Here is a 23,608-nt window from a genome sequence, read left to right as displayed (position 1 = left end):
AGGTTTGTTTTTATTGGACTTATTTATTTAATTTAATTTTTGAGTGTTTGATTCGTTTAAACTAATTGTAGAGCTAGAGTCTTTAAATGATCTTTTAGGTAGACTCCAATTATAATGTACAGATAATAGTCTAAGAAGAACAATAACAATGAATAATAATAATAGTTCAAAATTTGTATCAACAAATTTATTACCAATTAAAACGCCTACAAGTATTGCCCAAAAAGCATAGACTTCTGAATGTAATACCATTGGTTTTCGTTTTGCTAGTAGATCTCGCACGATTCCTCCACCTATTCCAGTTAAAACAGAAGCAACGATAACAGCGCTAACAGGTAATTTTAGTTCCATTGCATAATTTGCTCCGAGAATTGCAAAAGCGGATAAGCCGATTGAATCGAATAAAATATCTAATTTTTTAAAAGGTTTATTTGATAATTGCGGAAAGAAAAAGATAATTGTCATCGCAACTAAAGCAATTGTAAAATTTGTTGTTTGATTCCATAAATAGTTAATTGGATAACCTATTAATAAATTACGTAATGCACCGCCACCAAAGGCTGTAGCAAAGCCTAGAATATAGACACCAAATAAATCATAGTCTTCTTCCATTGCGACTACTGCACCACTTAATGCAAAGGAAATAGTACCAATAATGCTAAATAACTCCCATGTTTCCAAAAAGCAATTCCCCTGCCCTCCAATAAAAAGATGAAAAATAGTCCAGATATCATTATAATAAAGAGACAGTTAAGAGTAAAGAAGATTTAATTGCTTATAATTGTTTAAAGTAAAGGTGGAATTTTGTGTCGAAAGAATTAAGAGAAAAAGCCATATTAGTTGGATGTCAGCTTCAAAATGTAGATGATGATCGTTTTAATTATTCAATGGATGAATTAGCATCACTTACGAAAACGGCGAATGGAGAAGTAGTTTTAGTTACCTCGCAAAAAAGAACTAAGTATCATTCAGCGTTATACATAGGAACAGGTAAAGTAGAAGAGTTAGAAGCAGCAATCGCAGAGTTGGAACCAGATGTTGTTATTTTTAATAATGAACTGACTCCTTCTCAAATACGTAATTTATCAGCAAGATTAGAAAAAAGAGTAATTGATCGTACGCAGTTAATTTTAGACATATTTGCACAGAGAGCAAAAACAAAAGAAGGTAAATTGCAAGTTGAATTAGCTCAATTACAATATTTAATGCCAAGACTAGTTGGTCAAGGGACAGAGTTATCGAGACTTGGTGGAGGTATTGGTACAAGAGGACCTGGTGAAACAAAGCTAGAATCTGATCGTCGTCATATTCGAAAACGAATTGATGATATTAAACAGCAATTAAACGTAATCGTTGAACATCGTAAGCGCTATCGTGAGCGACGTAAGAAAAATGAAATGTTTCATATTTCGTTAGTCGGTTATACAAATGCAGGAAAATCAACATTATTTAACCGTCTAACTAAATCTGATGTGTATGAACAAGATTTACTATTTGCGACATTAGATCCCACAACAAGAAAATTTGTTTTATCAAATGGAATGACAACTTTACTCACTGATACAGTTGGTTTTATTCAGGATTTACCAACTTCACTTATTGCAGCATTCCGTTCAACACTTGAAGAAGCAACTGAAGCGGATTTCATTCTGCACGTTGTCGATGCATCTCATGAAAATTATAAAAGCCATGAAATGACAGTTTCTAAATTATTGAATGATTTAGATGTTGAAAATATCCCAATATTAACGGTCTATAATAAAATAGATCAAGTTCATGAGGACTTTGTACCTTCACCATCTGAAGGTTTTATTGAAATGAGTGCTTTAAATGAAGAGGATTTAGGAAAATTACGTCAAAGAATTGAATTTGAATGTAAGCAATATATGGAATATTTCGAGGCATTTGTACCAGCATATGAGGGCAAATTGATTCATGAAATCAAAAAATTAACGATGATTGAATCGATCAACTTTAATGAAGAAACAGAAATTTACCAAATTACTGGGTACGTTTTCAAGGAACATTCAATTTATGATACAGTTAAAAGATATAGAATACATAAGGAGCAATAATCAATGCTAGAATTTTTATCAAACGGGGAAAAAATTGCACCATTAGTGGAAGATGTTGAAAAATTAATTTCAGAAGCTCATAAAGAAATTGACGAAGTGATTGAATATAACCAGTTCAAAGTTTTACAAAGCTTTCGAAAGCATAAAGTAAGTGATAGTCATTTTATCCCAACAACTGGATATGGTTATGATGATATCGGAAGAGATACATTAGAGGAAATTTTTGCTGATGTTTTAGGTGGGGAAGCTGGTTTAGTTAGACCACAGATCATTTCTGGAACTCATGCAATTTCAACAGCTTTATTTGGTGTACTAAGAACAGGGGATGAGCTTTTATACATAACCGGGAAACCATACGATACATTAGAGGAAATTGTAGGGATTCGTGGTGAAAGTGGAAATGGCTCATTAAAAGACTTTGGGATTGGGTATGAATCAATCGAATTAGTTAATGACGAACGAATCAATTATGAAAAAGTAGCCAATCGAATGAATAGTAATACGAAAGTAATCGGTATTCAGCGTTCAAAAGGTTACGGAACAAGACCTTCATATACAATTGAACAAATTAAAGAGATGATTGATTTTGTAAAAGAAATTGATCCAAATGTCATTGTTTTTGTAGATAATTGCTATGGTGAGTTTGTTGAAAAACAAGAACCATGCCATGTAGGAGCTGATTTAATGGCAGGTTCATTAATCAAAAATCCTGGTGGTGGACTTGCAAAAACAGGTGGATATATTGTTGGACGAAAAGATTTAGTTGAAAAATGTGGCTATCGTTTAACATCTCCAGGTATTGGACGTGAAGCTGGTGCTTCTCTTTATGCGTTACAAGATATGTATCATGGATTTTTTATGGCACCACATATTACAGGTCAAGCATTAAAAGGTGCTTTATTTACTGCAGCGTTTTTAGAGAAGCTTGGAATGAATACAAACCCTTCATGGGATGCTGTAAGAACAGATTTAATTCAATCTGTTCAATTTGATGACAAAGAAAAAATGATTGCATTTTGTCAGGCAATTCAAGCGGCTTCCCCAATCAATGCACATTTTACGCCAACAGCAAACTATATGCCTGGATATGAAGATGATGTAATTATGGCAGCAGGGACATTTATCCAAGGTGCAAGTATTGAATTAACGGCTGACGGTCCAATAAGAGCCCCATATGTTGCATACGTTCAAGGTGGCTTAACTTATGCTCACGTGAAAATTGCAATTTGTTCGGCAGTTAACTCTTTAATTGAAAAAAATCTATTAGAAATTTAAAACAAAATAGCTCATGACATGATCGTCATGAGCTATTTTATATATGAAAATAATTGGGGACTTATTTTCATAATGAAGAAGGTTCTATCTATATCTTTATCTTACAGGTCAATTCTTAAATTAACCTTAACAATATAATTAAAATTTGATAATGATATTTTAATCTTGTATTAATAATAGGGGTATGCCAGTATATAGAGGTTAAGTAAACAGTAAAGATTTGATCAACGAGCGGAGGAAAAACAATGGAAAATCTACCTAATTGTCCTAAATGTAATTCAGCATATACATATGAAGATGGAAATCTTTTCATTTGTCCAGAATGTGGTTATGAATGGACAATGGAAACAGAAAATAAGAATGACGAAACAAAAGTAGTGAAAGATGCAAACGGAAATATTTTAAACGATGGCGATTCTGTAACGGTTATAAAAGATTTAAAAGTAAAGGGAACATCACTTGTTGTTAAAATTGGTACAAAAGTGAAAAGTATCCGATTAGTTGAAGGCGATCATGATATTGATTGTAAAATTGAAGGTTTTGGTGCCATGAAGTTGAAGTCAGAGTTTGTTAAAAAAGTGTAGTATCGTTATTTTTAATTTCGATGAATAGAAAAATGCATCAAGTCAAAAGGCTCGATGCATTTGTTTTATATGTTAACTTGAATAATATGATGCTCAATTTTTAAATTACGAAAGAAAATAAAAATAATAGTTTGATATAAATAGATATTTGTTAAAATAAAAGAGATGTAATTAAACGGTTACATTTATTAATATTATTGCAATTATTTTTTAAAATCGCACGACAGAAGAAGGTGTATAAATGAATAATCGAGCGCATAATTTTGCAATGGATTATGTGAATTCAGAAGAAAAACAAAAAATGCTATATAAACGGACATTATTGATGGTTAGCATTTCGCAAATTTTTGGTGGAGCAGGGTTAGCTGCCGGGGTTACAGTCGGTGCACTGCTAGCTCAACAAATGCTTGGTACAGATGCTTTTACTGGTCTTCCAGCATCCCTTTTTACATTAGGTTCAGCAGGAGCGGCATTAATTGTCGGTAGGCTTTCTCAAAGATTTGGTAGACGAATTGGGCTTGCGGCAGGATTTTTTACTGGTGGACTAGGAGCAATCGGTGTAGTAATTGCGGCAATGACAAACAGTATTATCTTATTACTTGCTTCACTATTGATTTATGGAGCAGGAACAGCAACTAATTTACAAGCCAGATATGCTGGAACAGATTTAGCAAATAATAAACAACGTGCAAAAGCAATCAGTATTGCAATGGTTTCTACAACATTTGGTGCTGTTGCAGGTCCCAACTTAGTAGGACCAATGGGAAATTTTGCAGTCTCAATTGGCGTGCCAGCACTTGCAGGTCCATTCATTTTATCCGCAACTGCTTTTATTTTGGCCGGCCTTTTTCTTTTTCTAATGCTTAATCCAGACCCGTTGATTTTGGCAAAAATAATTGAATCAAATAAAACACAAAAAGTGGATGTAGTTCATTCAACACAAATTGAAAGTATGAAAGCAAAGAGGGGTATTGCTGTAGGAGCAACGACGATGGTACTAACGCAAATTGTTATGGTTGCTATTATGACAATGACACCCATTCACATGAAACATCACGGTCATGGACTAAACGAAGTAGGTATAGTAATTGCGTTCCACATTGGCTCAATGTATCTTCCTTCACTCATTACCGGAATTCTTGTAGATAAAATAGGTCGAACGGCAATGTCAATCGCAGCGGGATCCACTTTATTACTAGCAGGTGTATTAGCCGCATCAGCGCCAAGCGATTCTATGATTCTCCTAGTGGTTGCACTTTCATTACTAGGATTAGGTTGGAATTTTGGACTAATCAGTGGTACTGCTCAAATCGTTGATTCAACAGATTCTACTACACGCGCAAAGACTCAAGGAACTGTGGATGTATTAATCGCACTAGCTGGGGCTTCAGGAGGCGCATTGTCTGGAATGATTGTAGCCAATTCAAGTTACGCAACATTATCATTAGCTGGTGGAATTTTGTCCTTAATCCTTATACCGGTTGTAATTTGGTCACGTGGAGGAAAGAAAGAACGTGAACAAGGGCTTCATATGTAAAATGAATTAAATTTATAATGAAGAATAATAGGAGCTGATTTATCAGCTCCTATTTCATAACGCTTGTAAAGAAGTTAAATAATTTCCTAGTATAATAGTACATTTAGGAGGAATTATGAAAAGATTTCTAGCTTATTTCATACTATTATTATTGATTAGTTTAACAAGCTGTACATTAAACAAAAACTCAAGTAAAGATATTTTTCATTATAAAAATGCTAATATCGGTAATAACAGTGCTGTAGGAAGCATTATAAAACAATTACCTAATCATAAAGAATTCAACCAAATGTCACTCCAAACAAAAAAGAAGCCTTATGGTATGACGATTTATTATAAGAATTTACCTGCTAATACTAATAATATAGTAATAAACAATGCAACTTACTTATTTGCTTTGATTAAAAATGTCGATTGGATTGTTTTTGATTTTGCTGATCAAAAATTTACTGTGAAAAGACAACAACTTGATGAATGGTATGGAAAAGATTTAAGTTCTTATACGAATGAAAAGGAACTAGAGGAACTGATCCACACTAATTTAATAGATAAAAGCAAGGTAAATCAGCTATTTAAGAAATAAAGTCTTTAGTTTAATAACTATCCTTGAAGTGATTCAAATATAGAGGTGCCAATAATGAAGTGTAGCATTTGGCTAGGGGAGAACGACTTATATACATTAGAACCATTAACGGACAAGATGATAAAAAAGGTCGAAGAAAAGCTTAAATTTATCTAAGGGATACATAGAAAACCTTTAAACAACAAAACGGGGGAGTCATTGGCTGATGACCATGTTAACGAGGATCATATTTTAGGAATTGGTGGGGAAACCGGCATTTTAGAAAGTGCGTATCTTATTAAGGAATGGGGTTTGCCTAGAAATATTGTTCTAATCTCAGGTGATGGACATTCTTGGATTGCACTTGATGATAAGGATACAAAACAAGAACCAACTGTCATATATATTGATGTGGATGATGATCAAATAATAAAAATTACCCCTTACTTTGAAGCATTTTTAAAGGGTTTAACGAATAGCTAACTTTTAAATAGGCTAATAGATTGAGAAATAATCGTAAACAAAGGGGTAAACGAGATGTCTATTTTAACAAATCAATCGGAATTTAAGATTTTAATTGAAAATGAATTAATAACAAATGTAATTCTCAAGAGTGAACATCCAAATGACCCAATAGTAGTTAGGAATATACCTGAAGGTTGGAAATGCATCGGATCAGGTAATTATGCTGCTGTTTTTATACACCATTCTGAACCAAATGTAGTTGTTAAAGTGTATGGAAAAGATATAGATGGGTTAGAAAAAGAAGTTCAAGTCTATAAAAAATTAGGTGAGCATCCAGCTTATTCGAAATTGATACAATTTGGTGATAAATATCTAGTTTTAAAAAGATTAGAAGGAATTACTTTGTACAATGCCGTTGCGAATGGCGAACGAATACCAGAGAGTGTGATTAAAGATATTAATATTGCACTTAAGTATGCGAAAAGTCGAGGGTTAAATCCATACGACGTTCACGGTAAAAATGTGATGATGAAAGATGGTAAGGGGTACGTTGTAGATATATCTGATTTTTACAAAAAAGGAAAAGATGAAAAGTGGGAAGATCTAGTCAAAGCTTACTATAAACTATATATAAAAACTTTGTATAAAGTACCTATTAAAATCCCGCTAAAATTCCTAGATTTTACAAGACACTCTTACAGATTCTACAAAAAATTCAAAAGGAAAATTAAAGATGGATAACGGTGGAAAATGGTATGACAAGTGCAATGTGGTTGATAATCGGACGAGTACTAAACAAGTAAAGAGATAGAAGATTACACACAAGAAGACTAGCTTTCGGGCTAGTTTTCTTGTGTATATGGAATTTTTTGCGTGCTTTTTCATTTATCCAAAAGTTTACTCTATATAGAAATATCTTGATTATTATCATAATTTAACAGTTGTTTTTGATCATAAAACTTCTCAAAAATGATGCCCATTAAATAGTAAAATACTAAGCCTAAACAAATATGAATGAGTGTAAATTTAACGCCAAATGAAGCAAATTCATATATAATAACAGGTAGTTTAGCCGTAGTCCATACTCCTAAAAAGAAGACAATATAGCGAATACTTGCTCCTTTTTTCAATAAAAGTACAGCGATTGGAAAAGCTAGATAGAGAGGACCAGCTGCGATGCCTCCTAGTAAGAGAGAAAACAGAACACCGTAAATACCAGATTTATCTCCCATATATTTAATAAGAGTTTCTTTTTCAACCCATTTGTCAAGTAAGCCAACAAATATTAAAACAGGAGGGAGGAGAAATAACATATTTAATATACTATTTCCAGTTAATTGAAATGCTTTCATTCCAAGTGAGTGATTTATTAATGTTAGAACAATAAACGCTACTAATAAAATAAAAAAGAAACGATATTTTTTTAACTGACTCATACCATCACCAACCAAATAATATATGCAAAAATAAGCGACATTAAAAGTCCACTAGCATTACGTGCATATGCAAAACTTCTTCCAAATAATTTTTGTTCCATTGGTAAAGTGATAACTCCTACTGACATTAATGTAGACATTAATACTGCTACTTGAGGCAGTCCAGCACCATTTTGAACTAATGTTTCTCCAAGTGGAAAAACGATAAAACTAGGAATTAGACCAATTGAACCAATTAATGTTGAGATCATAATCCCGGTTATTCCAGAGTGTTCCCCAATAATTGAAGAAACGAGCGAAGGCGTTAAGATGGATAAGGAAAATCCTACAAAAAACATAACAGTTAAAATTTCAGGAAAAATATTATAAAAAATTTTCCATGACCTTAATAAAGCTTCTTTAGTTTTATTTCGATCCTTAAAAAAAGAGATACCAGTAAGAATTATTGCTAAACTGTATAGGATCGATGCATTAATCATAATCCTTCTCCTTCCTTCCATTCATTATATTTGTTTATAAAAAATGTTAAGTTCTTAAGTTTTTCTTCAATGTTTATTTGAAATTCTTCTAATTTTGCGATTCCTCCTTCAGTAATTTTGTACATTTTGATTGGTTTATCTTGTTCGGATGTACCTAAATAAGACTCAACAGCACCTTCAGTCTCTAATTGCTTTAGAGTGCGATATAATATGGAACTGTCAATTGGATTGATTGGAAGTTCTTCCTCACATTTTTGCAAAAGCTTCCCACCATAGCTATCCCCCTGTGTTAAAAACAATAAAAGAAATGCACCAGTATGTCGTCCTGTATGTTTCATCTTATTTAACCCCTCCTAAATTCGTAATGTTCCTCATAAAGTAATTATTATACTGTTATTAACATTATACTGTTAATGACAGTGATGTGTTACTAACAGTATATTTAATATATTAATTTATTTCAACTTTAAAAAATTTTTTAGGTAGCGAGGATTTAGAGGATTAAGGTTTTACAAGTGAATTTCTTTAGATTAGAATTATTTTTCACTTTTTTTAAAATGTAAGGATATTTCTATAACGATAATAATACAATAAAAAACAACAATAATTTATTGTAAAACGATAAATTATGTGTTAAATTCAAAATGAAAATAATTTAGTGAGGTGCTTTTATGAAACGAGGGTCAACTCTCTTTTTAAAAATAGTAGTGTTTCTTATTGGGATGCCAGTACTTGCATTGTGTATATTTGTGGTCCCTAGAATAGCGGATTTTGCAGCAGATCTATACCCTAAGATTGCTTTAATGAAATATTTCATTTTTATTGATCTATATGCAGCGGCGATTCCTTTTTATTTTGCTCTTTATCAAGCATTTAAACTTTTAAGCTATATTGACAAAAACAAAGCTTTCTCAGAATTATCGGTTAATGCTTTAAAGAATATAAAGTTTAGTGCAATAGCAATTAGTGTACTGTATGTTCTAGGAATGCCACTCTTTTATTTAATTGCAGATATGGATGATGCTCCGGGGATTATTGTCATTGGAATGGTCTTGATTTTTGCTTCATTGGTAATTGGAGTCTTTGCAGCCGTTCTCCAAAGGCTTTTGAAAGAAGCGATTGATATAAAATCAGAAAATGATTTAACGGTCTGAGGTGAAGAACATGGCAATTATTATCAATATTGACGTGATGCTGGCAAAAAGGAAAATGAGTGTAACTGAGCTTTCCGAGAAGGTTGGTATTACGATGGCGAACCTTTCTATATTGAAAAACGGAAAAGCAAAAGCGATTCGTTTTGCAACCTTAGAAGCGATTTGTAAGGCTTTAGAGTGTCAACCTGGTGATATTTTAGAGTACCAAAATGAAGAAGAAAACAAGTAGATATTTATGATATAAATTTATGAAGGGGAGTTAATTGTGAATTTAACACTTCAAAAGGCGGAATCAAATTTTATAAGAGCGGTCAAACAACTTGTTCGATTTGGTTTGGAGCAGGCATTATCATGTGTTTTTCCCGTTGTGATTTTTGCCTCTTTAGCTTTTACTAAAATTGTGCCACTTCCATTTCTACCACGATATGATTGGCTGCTAGTGATTTGTATTTTGATGCAGTGGTTAATGGTGCGCACTAAACTTGAAACAATGGATGAATTAAAAGTAATCAAAATGTTTCACTTAATTGGACTTGCGCTTGAACTTTTCAAGGTACATATGGGCTCTTGGGCTTATCCTGGGGAAGGATACTCTAAAATCTTTGGAGTGCCACTATATAGTGGATTTATGTACGCAAGCGTTGCAAGTTATCTATGTCAAGCGTGGAGAAGGCTGAATGTTGAATTAATTAATTGGCCACCATTTTTTGTAGTTACTTCACTTGCAACAGCGATTTATTTAAATTTCTTTACTCACCATTTTTGGATGGACGTTCGTTGGTGGTTATCGGGACTTGTCATAATTGTCTTTTGGAAATCTTGGGTAACTTATGAAGTTAATGGGATACGATACCGTATGCCAATCGCGCTTTCGTTTGTACTAATTGGATTTTTTATATGGATTGCCGAAAATATTGCAACGTTTTTTGGTGCATGGCAATATCCGAATCAAACCGCAGCATGGAGTTTAGTACATCTAGGAAAAGTAAGTTCATGGCTTTTATTAGTAATTGTTAGCTTTCTGATCGTAGCTACGTTAAAGCGAGTTAAAGGAAATAATTTCACTAAAAAGAAAGAAAACTAAAAAAGTAAAAATGTAGAAATATATTTGTTTAGGATCATAAAAAATAACCTGTATCTTTGATTAGCTAGTAATCGGATACAGGTTTATTTAATAATTTGTATCATTAGTATATTTTAAAATGAATTCCTAAACCTAATATTCTTCCTACTTACCGATAAGGTTCATAAAGCCTTTATATATTAGGAAAAGGGAGAAAATTAAAATAGCTAAAATACCAATTAAATCAGTTAATGGCTCTACACTTGATAAGAATGTGCCTGCTAAAGGCATTTTGATTAAAGCAAAACCAGCAATAATACTAGCTAACATTAAAAAAATTCTTTCCATTCATTCATCCCTCCATTCAATATATTTTATGTACAATTAAAATGTAAGTGCTTTCAAATGTAATCTTTTATAAAAAATGTGCGTTTGTCACGGTAATTTTATATTGTAAATCATAAAAAATACACTATATTATTTCGGATGAATATGGAAAACTTATTGATATAAAGAGGAATGAGGCGTTGATGATACAATTTAATAGAATTGGTTTTCTAGTTCTTTTTATATAGGTTTGTTGAAACAATGAAGGTCATTTCATTAAAGGAATTGAATACTATGTAAAAAAGACTATTTTTAAGGAGGTTTTAATGAAAAGAGTTCGTCTGTTCAAGTTATCGTTTCTATTATTGCCTTTACTACTTGTCGCTTGTCGGTTTACCTCTTCAGAAAGTCAATCAATTATTGAATGGGTAGACTTTGTTAGATGGAATGGGGTTGAGTATAATGGTGTACAATCAGGAGTTTTAGCCAATGAAAATTTTATTGATGAAAAAGTAGGAGAGGTAAAATTCAAGGTATCAGATCATATTACAAATCCAAGATATAAAATAAAAGATGGAGATGCAGCATTCCATGAGAAGGGAACGGAAATTTATTCAATTAAAGGAAATCCCGAGTTACTTGCTCTAAAAGATAAAACTTCAATCAACGGATATAAAGTCTATTTTGCAAAAGGAACAACTGAATATAAGTGGTATTTTAAAGATGTACCAATTGAAAAAGTAGATTTAATTGAAATCTATCAATCTTATTCGCCTAACAAAAAAAAGATATCAGAGATTAAAGAGAAAGAAAAAATCATTAGCTTTCTGGATATCTTAAAAAATAGTAAGGAAGATTCAAATTTTCAACCAAGTAATGCGAATACAGATCCTACTCATTATGAAATTGTATTGTATACAGATGAACCAATCGCATATAAGTATGATATTGAATTTGATGGTGCTAACTACTATTGGTATCCGTGGGATACATCAATTTTGTCAAATGAGATCGGAAAATTTATTCCAAAGTAAATTCTATACATACATACTTTATACCAAAAATTAACTCGCTAATTTTTTTAGCGAGTTTTTACTTTACATAATAATTGCACTACATGTCACTTGAAAAGATAGACAAAACTCAAATCAATCATGAGCTCGTGATATGTTATCTAGTAATCAAAAAACAATTAGTAAAATCTGTGCAATAATATGAATCTAAAACATTTTATTTTATATTAATTTTTTTATAAAAATGGTAAAATATGGTTATATCATTTTGCAAGCGGATTTTTTTATACGGAGGGGCAATAGTTGAGGAAGCCATATATTATTTTGATATTCGTAGCAATCCTAGCAATAGGTTTAGGTGAATTTTATTATGAAAAAATGAAGTATACAAAATCAATCAATGAAATATGGATCGGTTATAATTACACAAAGTTCGGGAAAAATGTAATCAAATTTAAACCAGTAAATATAGAAAAACAAGAAAAATTAAATCAACTAGAAGAGATATTTTTATTTAGTAAAAAAATTGAAAAACCAATTGTTGATTTAGCAAAATATGATGTTCAGTTATCATTCAGAAGTCCTATTGATAAAACAGTTGAGTACAGTTCATTACTGTGGTTTACAAAAAGTGGTGCAATTATTAAAATTAATGGATTTAACGGGTTTCGAAGTGTAGGGATTGAGAATGCCAAATCAATAAAAAATATAATAAATTATATAGAATTGTGATGATTAAATAAGTTTTTTTAGTAAATGGGTTGTCAAGGCAACTTATTTTTTTTATGTTTTTGGAAGAATTGATAAGATATTTAGTTGCATTTAATGAATTGACAGTTTAGTAGTAGAAGAAATGATATAATTTTATAGTAGTTTAAATGGTGTAAATGTTTATTGATTTTGAATTTGTAAATTCTATTTGTGCTAATTTAGAGTTGCTTGTTAAAAATTTTGGATAATAGGAAACAATGTAGTAGGAATGTAGAGAAAGGAAGTGTAAAACAGTGGAATTGGAAACGGTTATGCAGGAGCTAGAAGCACTTGGTAAAGAACGGACAAAAAACACATACATATCAAACGGTGCACATGAGCCACTATTTGGGGTTGCAACAGGGGCGATGAAGCCGATCGCTAAGAAAATTAAAATGAATCAGGAATTAGCCGATCAATTATATGCAACAGGTAATTACGATGCAATGTATTTTGCTGGGATTATTGCAGAACCATTGAAAATGACTGAAGAAGATTTTGAGCGTTGGATTGATGGTGCTTATTTTTATATGCTTTCAGATTATGTTGTTGCAGTTACTTTAGCTGAAGCTGATATTGCGCAAGAAGTAGCCGATAAATGGATCGCAAGCGGAGATGAACTTAAAATGTCAGCAGGTTGGAGCTGTTACTGCTGGCTTTTGGGTAATCGCTCGGATACTGAATTTAACGCTAACAAGATTTCAAGTATGCTTGACCAAGTAAAAAATACAATCCATGATGCTCCTGAACGAACTAAATCTGCAATGAATAATTTTATTTATACAGTAGCCATTTCATATTTACCCCAACATGAAAAAGCTGTTGATACTGCTAAAGCTATTGGGCCTGTTGAAATGAAAAAGGAAAAGAAAAAAAGTACTATTTTACTTTGCTCTGAAAAAATCCAAAAAGATTTAGATAGAGGGTTATTAGGATTTAAGCGTAAACATGTAAGGTGTTAATGTTTTATGGTTGTGATATGTGATTTTAATAAATTCACAAAATGTATCGGGTAGATTGTTAGAATAAATTTGAGAGCCGAACAGCGGCTCTCATTTTACTTTCTCGTAGACTAGTTCTGAAAGGGTTAGAAGAGAAAAAGGTGAAACTTCTCATTTAGTATAAAATTGGATTATCTCATTAACAGCCTGGTGATACCCTCCCGCATCCCGAAAAGATTTCTTTATACTGTCGATGGCTTTATTGTAAGACGAGTTATTATTTAACACTTCCTCTGCGGCTTCACGCAGTTGAGTTGGTGTCAAATTTTGCATTTGTAATTTTATACCCGCTCCAATCTTTGCTACTTGTTCTGCAATTATTGGCTGATCAGCGCTTTGCGGAATTACGATTAATGGAACTCCGTAATAGAGACCTTCACTAGTACTATTCATTCCACCATGTGTAATAAATAATTTAGTATATTTAAGCACCTCGGTTTGTGGAACATATTGTTTTACAATAAAGTTTTGAGGAATAATCCCTAAATCATCGAGATTGGTTTGTTTACCAATCGACATTACAACTGAGTGTTCACAATTACCAAATGCTTCAAAACATAGCTTATAAAAATCAATAGAGCGGTTAAAAACAGTTCCCAGAGAAATATATATAGGACTTTTACTTTTAATAGTAGAAAGGTCAAAGGTATCCTGTTGTAAGCGAGAACCGATAGATGGGCCGACAAATTTGTAAGTATTATTAAAGGCTTCCCCATCAGGTTGGAACTCTCTTGTTGTATATACGATTGTTAATGGTGCAGGATTACAAAATATTTCATAATATGAATTGATCTCTACATCATATTTTTTCTTGATCTTCAATGACAGGTTATTAAATTCATCTTTGATCGGTTGCATTATTTCTTCAGGAATATTCTTTGACTGCTTTTCCAATATTTTATCGAATGTTTGTTTTGTCTGTGCAAATGAAGTACAAGAACTGATTGCAGGAAGATTAAGAATTTGAGCAATTAAACGTCCACAACCAAACATAGAATCGTGAATGATGTAATCAAAATGCTCTCCTTTAATCTGTTCAAGAACACTAGGTATAACAACTTCTGCTGTATGTAATAGACCATTGATCCTTTCTAGTAAATGGGTTCGACCACCTGAGAGAAAGGCATATATAAATTTTTGTTCATCAATTGACCGCACAGTTGCTCCTGTCTTTTCAATTCGATCTCGAAAAGACTCGATCGAAAAATAGACAACCTCTTCACCGCGTGAAATAAGCTCATTTACAACTCCTATAGTAGGATTGATATGGCCTTCGGAGCCCGCATTAATAAATAAAACACGTGCCATTACTAACACTCCTTCATTCAATTTAATCGAAAAGTGAATAAGCTCAACTATCCAATACCATTGTATAATGCTAATCTTAAAAATAAAAATAGTTAGATCAAATTACTAAATACAGGTGATTAACTTGAAGAAGTATTAATTAATTAAGCAAATATAGAAGTACTGGTTTGCATGTGGTAGCATAAGATTACAAAGACACTTATGTGGTTTTATTTTTTATAGGAAGTGAAAAAATGTTTACATATTATTTAATGCTCATAGTAGGAGTCTTTTTTGTAATAGGAGCAGTATTTATATTTATTCCAATGTATATTAATCGAGTTTATACATTAGTGAAAATTGGAAAAAGCTTTGGAAGCCTACTAATTGGTCTTTTACTTTTAGCGATTACTCTACCTAGTCTTAAATATATTGTGTTTAAACAATATGATGTTGTCAGCGGAAAATGTGTGATAGAAATTGATACTTCAGGCCGTACTTCTGAAGCAGACTTTGATATGCAAGATACAGATGAATTATTTACTTTCAGCGATATTCCTAAACTGGATGCTTATGGGAAATCAATTCCTTATTATTGTATGGTGACTGTTACAAAAGACCATAATTTTGAGATTAGTTACAAAATATATGATATTAAAACTAGAAAGTTACTATTAACTAGTAAATAGTCCATTATAAAAGGGCTAGTTATTCTGAATCGATGTATTTATTAGTTTTTTAATTATTTATATTAATCTCGTTAATACTCTATTAAATATAAAGACTCAAGGGAGCGTCGTATGAATTAAATTACACTTGCTGAAGCTTTAAATATATTCTTACAAAAAGAATACTTAAGGAAAATTAGTTCGAAAACTCTAAAGGCTATTGTGATTTTATAATTGAATATATATTAAAAATAAAAATAATAAAAATATAACAGGAGATTATGATGAAACAATTAATTTCTGCTTTGTATATTTTGTTTGGCTTATTAATTGTAACATTAACTTACTATACTAATTTCACTGGTCCTACATATCTCACAAATATAGGTTGGTTTCTTGTTGTAATCGGGGTTATATATCCTTATTACAGTCGCGTTGTTAATTATTTTAAGCTTGAATTTGAAGATGAAAAAAATAGTGTTTGACTACAACATAAGGCTGCTTTGGTAGTCTTTTTTATATGAAGAATTATCTAATTAAAGAACTTTAATTTAGGCTGTATTGATCAAAAGATAAGGCGTGTCAGAGAACTTTGTGCAATTAATTAAAGACGTTGAAAATCAGGCGAATTTATAATTTGTTGTAAAAAAATGCCTAAAATTAAAAAAAATAGAGGAATATCCTCTATTAATAGCAGAAACTTATAACCCACCAAGTGCTTTGATTGTAGCAGGTCCTACAATACCATCTACTTTTAAATGCCGGTCTTTTTGAAATTTGCGCACGGCTTTGTCTGTATTGTTCCCAAAGATACCATCGATACCTTTTGTGCTATATCCGAGAGACGTAAGCTTTTGTTGAAGTTTTTTAACTGTAGTACCACGATTTCCCTTTTTTAATACAGTCCCGCCTGGGATAACAGCATTCGAACCACCGTTAGAACTTGTTACCTTGTATCCATTTGCAGTTGCGATTGAGTTAAATGACTTACTTGAAGTTGTAATGACAACAGGTGTGCTCAATTTTACTCTACTAAAAAGCCATTCTACTTCATTATCATACATTCTAACACAGCCATGACTGACGTATTTTCCAATCGAACTTGGGTTATTGTTACCGTGTATTGCATAAGTAGTTCCCCATGTACCACGGGCATTTAATCCAAGCCAGCGGTTTCCAAGTGGATTTCGTGGATCGCCACCAGGAATGTGACCTGTATAGTAAGGTCTATTTACAATCTTATTTACAATTTTAAATTTACCTTCTGGCGTCAAGGATGGACTTTTACCCGTAGCTACCTTAAAAACTTTGTAGAGTTTACCATTTTCATAGTAAGCTAGTTGATTTGATGCTTTGTTAATAATAATGAATTGACTTGTAGCTGCCTGTGTAGGTTTTATACCAACTCCAACAATCATAAGACAGGTTAAAATTAAAACGGCAAGCCATTTTCTAATCAATACCTTCCCTCCCGAATCATATTTTCAAAGTCTTAATCAATTAATCCTATGATTGTAGAAGTTGTCCATGTGTCATTTTTTTCAAATATGCTTAAAATAGTTTAAAAAATGAAAAGTTCTTTTGACCTATAAGATTAGTTGGAAATATCATTACAAAAAAAATAAAGTTAGATATACATATAGAAATAAAATTTAGGAATATAAAAATGGTAAAATAAAGCAGAGGGGGCGAAATGATGAAAATTAATACTTATTTACTAAAACTATCAATGCTTATCATACTTATTTTTGGCGGAACACTTATTATTCACTTAATTCGCACAGGTGAACTTTTGATAGACCAAATTATTGGATTTTTTGTAGGGATTGTTATCTTATTGTTTTCTTTAATTTGGAGAAAAACTAGGAAACTGTCTTAAGGCATGTAAAATTTGTTAGATATTAAGGAAAATAAAATTGGGGAATTGAATTTACTTAAATAGTGAAAATTGTAAAGTATTACGATCTCTCATTACAATGTAGACAAATAGTAAACAAATTTCAAATTTTGTAGTAGAATGAATCAATATGAGTTTAAGAAAATAATTATGTGCAAGGGTTGTGTAAGAAAATAGATTCTATATTTAAGAATAAAAGGTAAATAGAAAGATTTATAAATAGATAGATATGAGGGGGAACGATTTTGTTTAAACGCATTTCTTTCTTTATTTTTGTAAATATTTTAGTTTTAATTACAATTACGACGATTACAACATTATTAGGTGTACCTCGTTATATAGGTAATGGTGGCTATTGGGCACTGCTTGCTTTTAGTGTAATTGCAGGATTTAGTGGAGCGATATTTTCATTATTATTCTCTCGTATAATGGCCAAATGGGTTATGGGTGTAAAATTAATTGATCCTCGTTCTCCACAAACTGATCGCTTAAATTTTGTACTAGAAGAGACATATCGTTTAGCAAAAATTGCTGGGTTAAAAAAGATGCCACAAGTAGGAGTTTATGATTCAGTTGAAGTTAATGCTTTTGCTACAGGACCTAGTAAAAGACGATCTTTAGTTGCTGTTTCAAGTGGAATGGTAGAGACAATGGATCGACCAGCAATTAGTGGTGTTTTAGCACATGAAATTGCACATATAAAAAATGGTGACATGGTTACTACAACCTTATTACAAGGTATAATTAACACTTTTGTCATTTTCTTCTCCCGTTTAGTTGCAAAAATTGTTTCTAATTTTGTTAGAGAAGAGTTATCTTATTTAGTTTATTTTTTATGTTCAGTAGTATTTGAAATCTTATTTAGTATTTTAAGTAGTCCAATTATTTTCTGGCATTCAAGAAATAGGGAGTTTAAGGCAGACAGATATGCCGCAGAACTTGGTGGAAAAGATAATATGATTCATGCTTTAGAATCATTAAGTAGAAATATTAGATTAATTGATGATCGTCAAAAATCGATTGCTGCTTTTAAAATTAGCGGTAAAGAGAAATTTGCAAGATTATTCTCAACACATCCGCCACTAGAAAAACGAATAGAACGTTTAAAATCATTATAAAAGATAGAGGCTTTCTACATTTAACGATGTAAAAAGCCTTTTTTTGCATGTATTTGAAAGAAGGATTTCATTTATTTTTAGGGAATTTAGATACTAAAAAGGTGAGGTGTACTTTAATTTGGAGAAAGATAAAATTGAAAAATTGAAAACATCTGGAATTATTATAGCTACGTTTATCTTCACCCTTGGAATGATCATATCTATTGCTATTATTAATTTTAATCACGCTAAAGCACACCCAATTGTTGTCAAAATTCCTAAATCAAAAAGAATCATTACACTCGTTAATAAACAAGAATTAATTAATGTAGATTCGAATTTAAAAACTCATGTATGCGAAGTTGTCGACCTTGCAAATAAAGAGAATAAAAGCCAGTATCAAATAATTTGTGATGATTCTGGGAAATACGGATTTACGGAGAAAGAATTAATAGACAAAAAATCTAACCCTCCATTGAAACTTGGCGACACTGTTTACTTAACTATTTATGCAGATGGTAAATTAATGGTAAAAATTGAAAATGAATAAGAATCTAGTAGTCTAACTAAACTGTTACGAAATTGACAATGTGAATGGTATTTTTTTTCAACAAAATGTAATATATTTCTTTGGAGGTTTCACCATGAAAAAACTTCTTCTTGCTTTCCTATTTCTTGTCTTTCTTAGTGCATGTAGTCACCATGGGGCTGAAAGCAAAATGTACGGAAAATGGATTTATCAAACGTCAACGAATCAATCGAACGAACAGGTTGACTATACGATCGAGTTTAAAAAAGACAAAAAAACGGATCTGGTTCTTTTTCGATACAAGACTAAAATGGGGTCATATGAGCAAACCTTCTATCGTCATTACAAGATTGTCTCATCAACCGACAATGTTGTGAAATTGAGAATTAAAGGATCCAACAACATCTTAACAGTCCATTTGACGGACTCAAGCATGTTTTTTTCATCTGATAAGGACATTATCTACAAACGAATTACCAAGAACTAACACTATACAATGAAGAAAGGAACTTCAAATTAGTGAAGTTCCTTTTATTGATCTAATTATAGCTTTTCTCCATTTGAAGCAATTACGTCTTTGTACCAGAAGAAGGACTTTTTCTTCTTTCGCTCTAATGTTCCACTACCGTCGTCGTGCTTATCGACATAAATGAATCCATAACGTTTTGAAAATTCACCTGATGATGCACTTACAAGATCGATACAACCCCAGCTAGTATAACCCATCAATTTAACGCCATCTTGAATCGCTTCACCCATAGCATGAATGTGCTCACGTAAATAATCAATTCGATAATAATCATTAATTGTTCCATCATCTTCAACTTTGTCGTATGCACCTAAGCCGTTTTCTACAACAAATAATGGTACTTGGTAACGGTCATACAATTTATTTAAACTAATACGTAAACCTACCGGATCAATTTCCCAACCCCAGTCACTTGCCTTAAGGAAAGGATTTTTAACTCCACCAATCAGATTGCCTTGTGAACTTTCTAGGTCAGATTTTTCCTTTTTCTCTGTTCTAGACATATAATAACTGAATCCAATATAGTCAACAGTGCCTTCTTTAATTAATTCTAAATCGCCGTCTTTCATTTCAAGTTTTATATTATGTTCTATAAAGAAGCGATTAATAAATGCCGGATATTCGCCACGAACTTGAACGTCTGCACAGAAGTAATTAAAAAAGCGTTCTTCTTCAAGGGCATACATCACGTTGTTAGGATTAGAATCAAATGAATAAACCGGAGCATATAAAATCATACATCCAATTTGAGAATCAGGAATAATTTCATGACAAGCTTTGACAGCAATACTACTTGCTACAAATTGATGATGAAACGCTTGAAATGTTGGTTGGTATTTATCTTTTTCTTCTTTGATTGAAAAACCAAGCCCCATAATTGGCATAATTAAACCACTATTAATTTCATTAAAAGTCATCCAATATTTTACTTTGTTTTTATAACGATTGAAAATTGCATTGACATATCGCTCAAAGAAGGTTACAACTTCTCGATTTCTCCAACCACCGTATTGTTTTACAAGATTTACTGGCATTTCATAGTGTGAAATTGTAACAACTGGTTCAATGCCATATTTGTGTAGTTCATCAAAAACACTGTCATAGAATGCCAACCCATCTTCATTTGCTTCTAATTCATTTCCATTTGGAAAAATTCTTGTCCAAGCAATTGACATTCGGAAAACTTTAAAACCCATTTCAGCAAATAAAGCAATATCATCTTTATATCGGTGATAGAAGTCTATTCCTTCGTGGTTTGGATAATTATACTTTGAACGATCAATCTCAAAATTAAATCCAGGTGACTGTAAAATGTTCAGTCTTTCCTTTCCGCCTGGAAGAACATCGGCTATATTTAAACCCTTATTTCCTTTATAAAATCCGCCTTCCATTTGATTAGCAGCAGTAGCGCCACCCCATAGAAAATCTTTAGGAAATTTAAACTGATCCATTTTTTTACCTCCTAATATCTTTTTAGTTGTTAACATAAATCCATATTTTTAATGAATGAGAATATAAACGAATCATAACGTTAACGGAGATGTTAGTAAATAAGTGAATCGAATCTAGTTTCTAATCACAAAAGTAAATAATTGTTTCATAAATGTAACGCTGTGTTTTTTATTTTGTATGTTAAGATAAAAAAATAGTTGTATCTATTTAGTACTTAGTTATAAAAGGAGAATTAGATAAAATGTTTTCAAATGATCAAATCGCATCTTTTAATGAGTTAGAGTTATCTTTATATAATTACATTTCACAAAATATGGAAAAAGTCGCTTACATGCGTATACGTGAAATTGCAGATGAAACCCACGTATCAACTTCAACAATTTTACGTTTTTGTAGGAAACTAAATTGTGACGGTTTTTCTGAATTTAAAGTGAAGCTAAAAATGTATTTGGAAGAGGAGAAACGGACATTCGTAAAAAGCGCTCAACATACTTTATTGGAATTTTTTGAGAGGTCCCTAAAAGGAGATTTAGAAGATAAAGTTAAAGAGGCTGCAATTGAAATAAATAAGGCTGAAAATGTAATTTTTATTGGAATAGGTAGCTCTGGTATTCTTGCTGAGTATGGTTCGAGATACTTTTCAAGTTTAGGGAAATTTTCACTTTATATAAAAGACCCACATTTTCCAATCCATTCTAAATTAACAAAAAATAGTATAGCAATCGCTTTGTCAGTATCAGGAGAAACTATTTTCACAGTGAATCATCTAAATTTACTTAAACAAGAAGGTTGTAAAATTATAAGTATCACGAACAACAAATTATCAACAATAGCCAAGATTTCTGACTTAAATATTCCCTATTATGTGACAGAGGAGTATTTTGAAAAAGCTATTATTACTACTCAAGTTCCAGTGGTTTATATAATTGAATCAATAGCCCGCGAAATTTATAGAATAAATCAATAGATCAAAAAGGATTATTTTTACTTAAAATAAGAAGGGATTTCCCATGAAATGAGGAATGTTATTTATTCTGATTAAGTGTAAAGGAGAGTTAATATTGATGAAATTAATCGATCCTATATTACATAAAGATTGGGTAACACCTCATTCAACAAAGTGGTACGAACAAATAGGTACATTATATGGGGAATACACTTATCCATGGAATTCAACAATTACTGAGCCGAATGGGGAATTATTATTTAATAATGAAGTATTTGAAATGATTAATAACCAAGTTGTATTAGATGTAGGGTGTGGACATGGAGAATTCACTATTCAATGTAGTGAAAAAGCAAAAGAAATTGTAGGATTTGATCTTATAAATAATTTTATTAAAAGAGGAAATGAAACGAAAAAACGAAATGTGTCATTTATGGCTGGCAGTACAAAAAATGGATTGCCTTTTGAAGCCGGACAATTTGACTGTGCTTATAATCGAAAAGGACCTACATCGGCTTATCCAGAACTTAAAAGAGTAGTAAAAAAAGGAGGGAAAATCTTTGGACTTCATCCTGGTGATGATATTGGAATTGAATTACCTAGGTTTTTTCCTAATCTTTTTGAATCAATTAATAATGAGAAACCGATTTTAAGAACGATAAAACAAAGACTTGATCAAAGTAGGTTTGAAGGTGTAGAAATACAAGTTGTTAATAGTATTGAATTTTTACATACACCCATTGATGTTTTAAAACTAAGATGCTTTGGTCAAAAGCAATCTCTTTTAAAGCAGCAAATAGAAGATAATTTATCAAAAGTAAGACGATTATTTGAACAAAATGCTACGAATGAAGGATTGCCGATAACGTTTTCACGTTACATCGTTAGAGCAAGGGTTTAATTTTTGATTAGAGGGTGATTAAACATCCTCTTTTTTTATTTGAGACTCGAAGAATACTTATTTTCTAATTTGAAATTGTAAAAAAATACCAGATAATTTTTTGGTCATATATAATAATCTTATTTTAATGTAGGTACATAGTATTATATTGGTATGAAAAATGGACAAGATTTTTTGCTAAAATGGTTTTCTAGTTGGAAAAGGTGATAATTTGGGGAAAGAAAATAAAGAAAATAGAAAATCTTGTAATTGTAAGAAGTGTAAGTGTAAAGATTGTAAGGAATGCAAATGTAAGGACTGTAAGTGTAAAGGATGTAAGAAATGCAAATGTAAGAAATGCAAATGTAAGGATTGTAAGGACTGTAAATGTTGTGAAAAATGCTGTCGAGGTCCAAGAGGTAAAAGAGGTAAAACTGGTCCTCAAGGGCCGACTGGAGTAACGGGATCAACTGGATCGAATGGCCCAACAGGTTCAACTGGAGAAAGAGGAGTAACAGGGTCGACAGGGGTAACAGGATCGAATGGGCCAACAGGTTCAACTGGAGAAAGAGGAGTAACAGGGTCGACAGGGGTAACAGGAT

General features: G+C 31.8%; 29 protein-coding genes. 21 read left to right on the top strand and 8 right to left on the bottom strand.

Features of this window, described 5'->3' with window-relative positions; all coding sequences use genetic code 11:
- Nucleotides 1-27: 27 nt before the first annotated feature.
- Entirely contained in the window at nucleotides 28-681 is a 654-nt protein-coding gene (locus B6K90_RS10745) for a trimeric intracellular cation channel family protein (RefSeq protein ID WP_235821780.1), read from the bottom strand.
- 125 nt (nucleotides 682-806) lie between these two features.
- Here B6K90_RS10745 and hflX point away from each other — a divergent pair, with 125 nt between their 5' ends.
- The 7 genes from hflX to B6K90_RS10710 all read left to right on the top strand — a co-directional run bounded on the left by hflX (nucleotide 807) and on the right by B6K90_RS10710 (nucleotide 7,239).
- Nucleotides 807-2,075 (top strand): GTPase HflX, encoded by a 1,269-nt coding sequence (gene hflX, locus B6K90_RS10740; RefSeq protein WP_088012733.1) that lies wholly within the window; start codon nucleotides 807-809, stop codon nucleotides 2,073-2,075.
- A gap of 3 nt (nucleotides 2,076-2,078) precedes the next feature.
- Nucleotides 2,079-3,350: a methionine gamma-lyase family protein gene (locus B6K90_RS10735; RefSeq protein WP_088012732.1), complete on the top strand. Its 1,272-nt coding sequence runs from the start codon at nucleotides 2,079-2,081 to the stop codon at nucleotides 3,348-3,350.
- Nucleotides 3,351-3,595: 245 nt separating this feature from the next.
- The gene (locus B6K90_RS10730) at nucleotides 3,596-3,934 is read left to right on the top strand and encodes a zinc ribbon domain-containing protein YjdM (protein ID WP_088012731.1); all 339 of its coding nucleotides are present in this window, start codon (nucleotides 3,596-3,598) and stop codon (nucleotides 3,932-3,934) included.
- A 241-nt stretch (nucleotides 3,935-4,175) separates the two neighbouring features.
- Nucleotides 4,176-5,471, top strand: coding sequence for an MFS transporter (locus B6K90_RS10725; RefSeq protein ID WP_088012730.1), 1,296 nt, complete (start codon nucleotides 4,176-4,178; stop codon nucleotides 5,469-5,471).
- A 115-nt stretch (nucleotides 5,472-5,586) separates the two neighbouring features.
- On the top strand, nucleotides 5,587-6,054 hold the full coding sequence (locus B6K90_RS10720; protein ID WP_088012729.1) for a DUF4825 domain-containing protein: 468 nt from the start codon (nucleotides 5,587-5,589) through the stop codon (nucleotides 6,052-6,054).
- A gap of 198 nt (nucleotides 6,055-6,252) precedes the next feature.
- Complete coding sequence (locus B6K90_RS10715; protein WP_167555343.1) at nucleotides 6,253-6,516, top strand: SMI1/KNR4 family protein; 264 nt, start codon at nucleotides 6,253-6,255, stop codon at nucleotides 6,514-6,516.
- 54 nt (nucleotides 6,517-6,570) lie between these two features.
- Complete coding sequence (locus tag B6K90_RS10710) at nucleotides 6,571-7,239, top strand: protein kinase family protein (RefSeq protein WP_088012727.1); 669 nt, start codon at nucleotides 6,571-6,573, stop codon at nucleotides 7,237-7,239.
- 161 nt (nucleotides 7,240-7,400) lie between these two features.
- Here B6K90_RS10710 and B6K90_RS10705 read toward each other — a convergent pair whose 3' ends face one another.
- Genes B6K90_RS10705 through B6K90_RS10695 form a run of 3 tightly spaced genes read right to left on the bottom strand, consistent with a single transcriptional unit; the run spans nucleotide 7,401 to nucleotide 8,751 of the window.
- Nucleotides 7,401-7,934 carry a permease gene (locus B6K90_RS10705; protein ID WP_139840713.1) on the bottom strand — a complete coding sequence of 178 codons (534 nt, stop codon included), beginning with the start codon at nucleotides 7,932-7,934 and terminating at the stop codon, nucleotides 7,401-7,403.
- The gene (locus B6K90_RS10700) at nucleotides 7,931-8,413 is read right to left on the bottom strand and encodes a hypothetical protein (protein ID WP_088012725.1); all 483 of its coding nucleotides are present in this window, start codon (nucleotides 8,411-8,413) and stop codon (nucleotides 7,931-7,933) included. Before B6K90_RS10700 ends, B6K90_RS10705 begins: the two co-directional genes overlap by 4 nt.
- Nucleotides 8,410-8,751 (bottom strand): PadR family transcriptional regulator, encoded by a 342-nt coding sequence (locus B6K90_RS10695; RefSeq protein ID WP_088012724.1) that lies wholly within the window; start codon nucleotides 8,749-8,751, stop codon nucleotides 8,410-8,412. Before B6K90_RS10695 ends, B6K90_RS10700 begins: the two co-directional genes overlap by 4 nt.
- A gap of 333 nt (nucleotides 8,752-9,084) precedes the next feature.
- Between B6K90_RS10695 and B6K90_RS10690 the strand changes: the two genes are divergently transcribed.
- The 3 genes from B6K90_RS10690 to B6K90_RS10680 all read left to right on the top strand — a co-directional run bounded on the left by B6K90_RS10690 (nucleotide 9,085) and on the right by B6K90_RS10680 (nucleotide 10,651).
- A complete protein-coding gene (locus B6K90_RS10690) occupies nucleotides 9,085-9,567 on the top strand; it encodes a DUF2975 domain-containing protein (protein WP_088012723.1) in 483 nt (160 codons plus the stop codon).
- A gap of 10 nt (nucleotides 9,568-9,577) precedes the next feature.
- Nucleotides 9,578-9,796, top strand: a complete 219-nt coding sequence (locus B6K90_RS10685; RefSeq protein WP_088012722.1) for a helix-turn-helix domain-containing protein — start codon at nucleotides 9,578-9,580, stop codon at nucleotides 9,794-9,796.
- Nucleotides 9,797-9,868: 72 nt separating this feature from the next.
- Entirely contained in the window at nucleotides 9,869-10,651 is a 783-nt protein-coding gene (locus B6K90_RS10680; protein ID WP_088013098.1) for a DUF817 domain-containing protein, read from the top strand.
- A 144-nt stretch (nucleotides 10,652-10,795) separates the two neighbouring features.
- On the opposite strand, the gene B6K90_RS10675 is transcribed toward B6K90_RS10680, so the two are convergent.
- A complete protein-coding gene (locus tag B6K90_RS10675) occupies nucleotides 10,796-10,978 on the bottom strand; it encodes a hypothetical protein (RefSeq protein WP_069034392.1) in 183 nt (60 codons plus the stop codon).
- A gap of 305 nt (nucleotides 10,979-11,283) precedes the next feature.
- On the opposite strand from B6K90_RS10675, the gene B6K90_RS10670 reads away from it, so the two are divergent.
- From B6K90_RS10670 to B6K90_RS10660, 3 genes are all read left to right on the top strand, one after another.
- A complete protein-coding gene (locus B6K90_RS10670; protein ID WP_088012721.1) occupies nucleotides 11,284-11,991 on the top strand; it encodes a hypothetical protein in 708 nt (235 codons plus the stop codon).
- Nucleotides 11,992-12,273: 282 nt separating this feature from the next.
- Nucleotides 12,274-12,702, top strand: a complete 429-nt coding sequence (locus B6K90_RS10665) for a hypothetical protein (RefSeq protein WP_088012720.1) — start codon at nucleotides 12,274-12,276, stop codon at nucleotides 12,700-12,702.
- Between the two features lie 272 nt (nucleotides 12,703-12,974).
- Nucleotides 12,975-13,682 (top strand): DNA alkylation repair protein, encoded by a 708-nt coding sequence (locus tag B6K90_RS10660; RefSeq protein ID WP_088012719.1) that lies wholly within the window; start codon nucleotides 12,975-12,977, stop codon nucleotides 13,680-13,682.
- Between the two features lie 150 nt (nucleotides 13,683-13,832).
- On the opposite strand, the gene B6K90_RS10655 is transcribed toward B6K90_RS10660, so the two are convergent.
- Entirely contained in the window at nucleotides 13,833-15,029 is a 1,197-nt protein-coding gene (locus tag B6K90_RS10655) for a macrolide family glycosyltransferase (protein WP_088012718.1), read from the bottom strand.
- A 233-nt stretch (nucleotides 15,030-15,262) separates the two neighbouring features.
- Here B6K90_RS10655 and B6K90_RS10650 point away from each other — a divergent pair, with 233 nt between their 5' ends.
- Both B6K90_RS10650 and B6K90_RS10645 read left to right on the top strand, forming a co-directional pair.
- Nucleotides 15,263-15,697: a hypothetical protein gene (locus B6K90_RS10650; RefSeq protein WP_088012717.1), complete on the top strand. Its 435-nt coding sequence runs from the start codon at nucleotides 15,263-15,265 to the stop codon at nucleotides 15,695-15,697.
- Nucleotides 15,698-15,960: 263 nt separating this feature from the next.
- Nucleotides 15,961-16,161, top strand: coding sequence for a hypothetical protein (locus B6K90_RS10645; RefSeq protein ID WP_088012716.1), 201 nt, complete (start codon nucleotides 15,961-15,963; stop codon nucleotides 16,159-16,161).
- A gap of 216 nt (nucleotides 16,162-16,377) precedes the next feature.
- Here B6K90_RS10645 and B6K90_RS10640 read toward each other — a convergent pair whose 3' ends face one another.
- Nucleotides 16,378-17,136, bottom strand: a complete 759-nt coding sequence (locus B6K90_RS10640) for a L,D-transpeptidase family protein (protein WP_235821779.1) — start codon at nucleotides 17,134-17,136, stop codon at nucleotides 16,378-16,380.
- 233 nt (nucleotides 17,137-17,369) lie between these two features.
- Here B6K90_RS10640 and B6K90_RS10635 point away from each other — a divergent pair, with 233 nt between their 5' ends.
- From B6K90_RS10635 to B6K90_RS10625, 3 genes are all read left to right on the top strand, one after another.
- Complete coding sequence (locus B6K90_RS10635; RefSeq protein ID WP_235821778.1) at nucleotides 17,370-17,555, top strand: hypothetical protein; 186 nt, start codon at nucleotides 17,370-17,372, stop codon at nucleotides 17,553-17,555.
- 263 nt (nucleotides 17,556-17,818) lie between these two features.
- Nucleotides 17,819-18,691 (top strand): protease HtpX, encoded by an 873-nt coding sequence (gene htpX / locus B6K90_RS10630; protein ID WP_088012714.1) that lies wholly within the window; start codon nucleotides 17,819-17,821, stop codon nucleotides 18,689-18,691.
- Between the two features lie 118 nt (nucleotides 18,692-18,809).
- The gene (locus B6K90_RS10625) at nucleotides 18,810-19,220 is read left to right on the top strand and encodes a hypothetical protein (protein WP_088012713.1); all 411 of its coding nucleotides are present in this window, start codon (nucleotides 18,810-18,812) and stop codon (nucleotides 19,218-19,220) included.
- Nucleotides 19,221-19,742: 522 nt separating this feature from the next.
- On the opposite strand, the gene B6K90_RS10615 is transcribed toward B6K90_RS10625, so the two are convergent.
- A complete protein-coding gene (locus tag B6K90_RS10615; RefSeq protein WP_088012711.1) occupies nucleotides 19,743-21,179 on the bottom strand; it encodes a glycoside hydrolase family 1 protein in 1,437 nt (478 codons plus the stop codon).
- Between the two features lie 242 nt (nucleotides 21,180-21,421).
- On the opposite strand from B6K90_RS10615, the gene B6K90_RS10610 reads away from it, so the two are divergent.
- From B6K90_RS10610 to B6K90_RS23975, 3 genes are all read left to right on the top strand, one after another.
- Complete coding sequence (locus tag B6K90_RS10610; RefSeq protein ID WP_088012710.1) at nucleotides 21,422-22,147, top strand: MurR/RpiR family transcriptional regulator; 726 nt, start codon at nucleotides 21,422-21,424, stop codon at nucleotides 22,145-22,147.
- Between the two features lie 97 nt (nucleotides 22,148-22,244).
- Nucleotides 22,245-23,027, top strand: coding sequence for a methyltransferase domain-containing protein (locus tag B6K90_RS10605; protein ID WP_328588120.1), 783 nt, complete (start codon nucleotides 22,245-22,247; stop codon nucleotides 23,025-23,027).
- A gap of 194 nt (nucleotides 23,028-23,221) precedes the next feature.
- On the top strand, nucleotides 23,222-23,467 hold the full coding sequence (locus B6K90_RS23975; RefSeq protein ID WP_217348753.1) for a hypothetical protein: 246 nt from the start codon (nucleotides 23,222-23,224) through the stop codon (nucleotides 23,465-23,467).
- Nucleotides 23,468-23,608 lie beyond the last annotated feature (141 nt).

This window comes from Gottfriedia acidiceleris (assembly GCF_002128425.1).
Classification (GTDB): Bacteria; Bacillota; Bacilli; order Bacillales; family Bacillaceae_G; genus Gottfriedia; species Gottfriedia acidiceleris.
This window is presented reverse-complemented; position numbering and strand designations above follow the sequence as displayed.

What these genes read in the sequence shown, in the direction of transcription:
- B6K90_RS10735 (WP_088012732.1), top strand. Translation starts at nt 2,079, where the DNA reads ATGCTAGAATTTTTATCAAACGGGGAAAAAATTGCACCATTAGTGGAA.
- B6K90_RS10705 (WP_139840713.1), bottom strand. Translation starts at nt 7,934, where the DNA reads ATGAGTCAGTTAAAAAAATATCGTTTCTTTTTTATTTTATTAGTAGCG.
- B6K90_RS10605 (WP_328588120.1), top strand. Translation starts at nt 22,245, where the DNA reads ATGAAATTAATCGATCCTATATTACATAAAGATTGGGTAACACCTCAT.
- B6K90_RS10690 (WP_088012723.1), top strand. Translation starts at nt 9,085, where the DNA reads ATGAAACGAGGGTCAACTCTCTTTTTAAAAATAGTAGTGTTTCTTATT.
- B6K90_RS10670 (WP_088012721.1), top strand. Translation starts at nt 11,284, where the DNA reads ATGAAAAGAGTTCGTCTGTTCAAGTTATCGTTTCTATTATTGCCTTTA.
- B6K90_RS10645 (WP_088012716.1), top strand. Translation starts at nt 15,961, where the DNA reads ATGAAACAATTAATTTCTGCTTTGTATATTTTGTTTGGCTTATTAATT.
- B6K90_RS10650 (WP_088012717.1), top strand. Translation starts at nt 15,263, where the DNA reads ATGTTTACATATTATTTAATGCTCATAGTAGGAGTCTTTTTTGTAATA.
- B6K90_RS10720 (WP_088012729.1), top strand. Translation starts at nt 5,587, where the DNA reads ATGAAAAGATTTCTAGCTTATTTCATACTATTATTATTGATTAGTTTA.
- B6K90_RS10685 (WP_088012722.1), top strand. Translation starts at nt 9,578, where the DNA reads ATGGCAATTATTATCAATATTGACGTGATGCTGGCAAAAAGGAAAATG.
- B6K90_RS10710 (WP_088012727.1), top strand. Translation starts at nt 6,571, where the DNA reads ATGTCTATTTTAACAAATCAATCGGAATTTAAGATTTTAATTGAAAAT.
- B6K90_RS10700 (WP_088012725.1), bottom strand. Translation starts at nt 8,413, where the DNA reads ATGATTAATGCATCGATCCTATACAGTTTAGCAATAATTCTTACTGGT.
- B6K90_RS10635 (WP_235821778.1), top strand. Translation starts at nt 17,370, where the DNA reads ATGATGAAAATTAATACTTATTTACTAAAACTATCAATGCTTATCATA.
- B6K90_RS10615 (WP_088012711.1), bottom strand. Translation starts at nt 21,179, where the DNA reads ATGGATCAGTTTAAATTTCCTAAAGATTTTCTATGGGGTGGCGCTACT.
- B6K90_RS10675 (WP_069034392.1), bottom strand. Translation starts at nt 10,978, where the DNA reads ATGGAAAGAATTTTTTTAATGTTAGCTAGTATTATTGCTGGTTTTGCT.
- B6K90_RS10730 (WP_088012731.1), top strand. Translation starts at nt 3,596, where the DNA reads ATGGAAAATCTACCTAATTGTCCTAAATGTAATTCAGCATATACATAT.
- B6K90_RS10725 (WP_088012730.1), top strand. Translation starts at nt 4,176, where the DNA reads ATGAATAATCGAGCGCATAATTTTGCAATGGATTATGTGAATTCAGAA.
- B6K90_RS10695 (WP_088012724.1), bottom strand. Translation starts at nt 8,751, where the DNA reads ATGAAACATACAGGACGACATACTGGTGCATTTCTTTTATTGTTTTTA.
- B6K90_RS10655 (WP_088012718.1), bottom strand. Translation starts at nt 15,029, where the DNA reads ATGGCACGTGTTTTATTTATTAATGCGGGCTCCGAAGGCCATATCAAT.
- B6K90_RS10610 (WP_088012710.1), top strand. Translation starts at nt 21,422, where the DNA reads ATGTTTTCAAATGATCAAATCGCATCTTTTAATGAGTTAGAGTTATCT.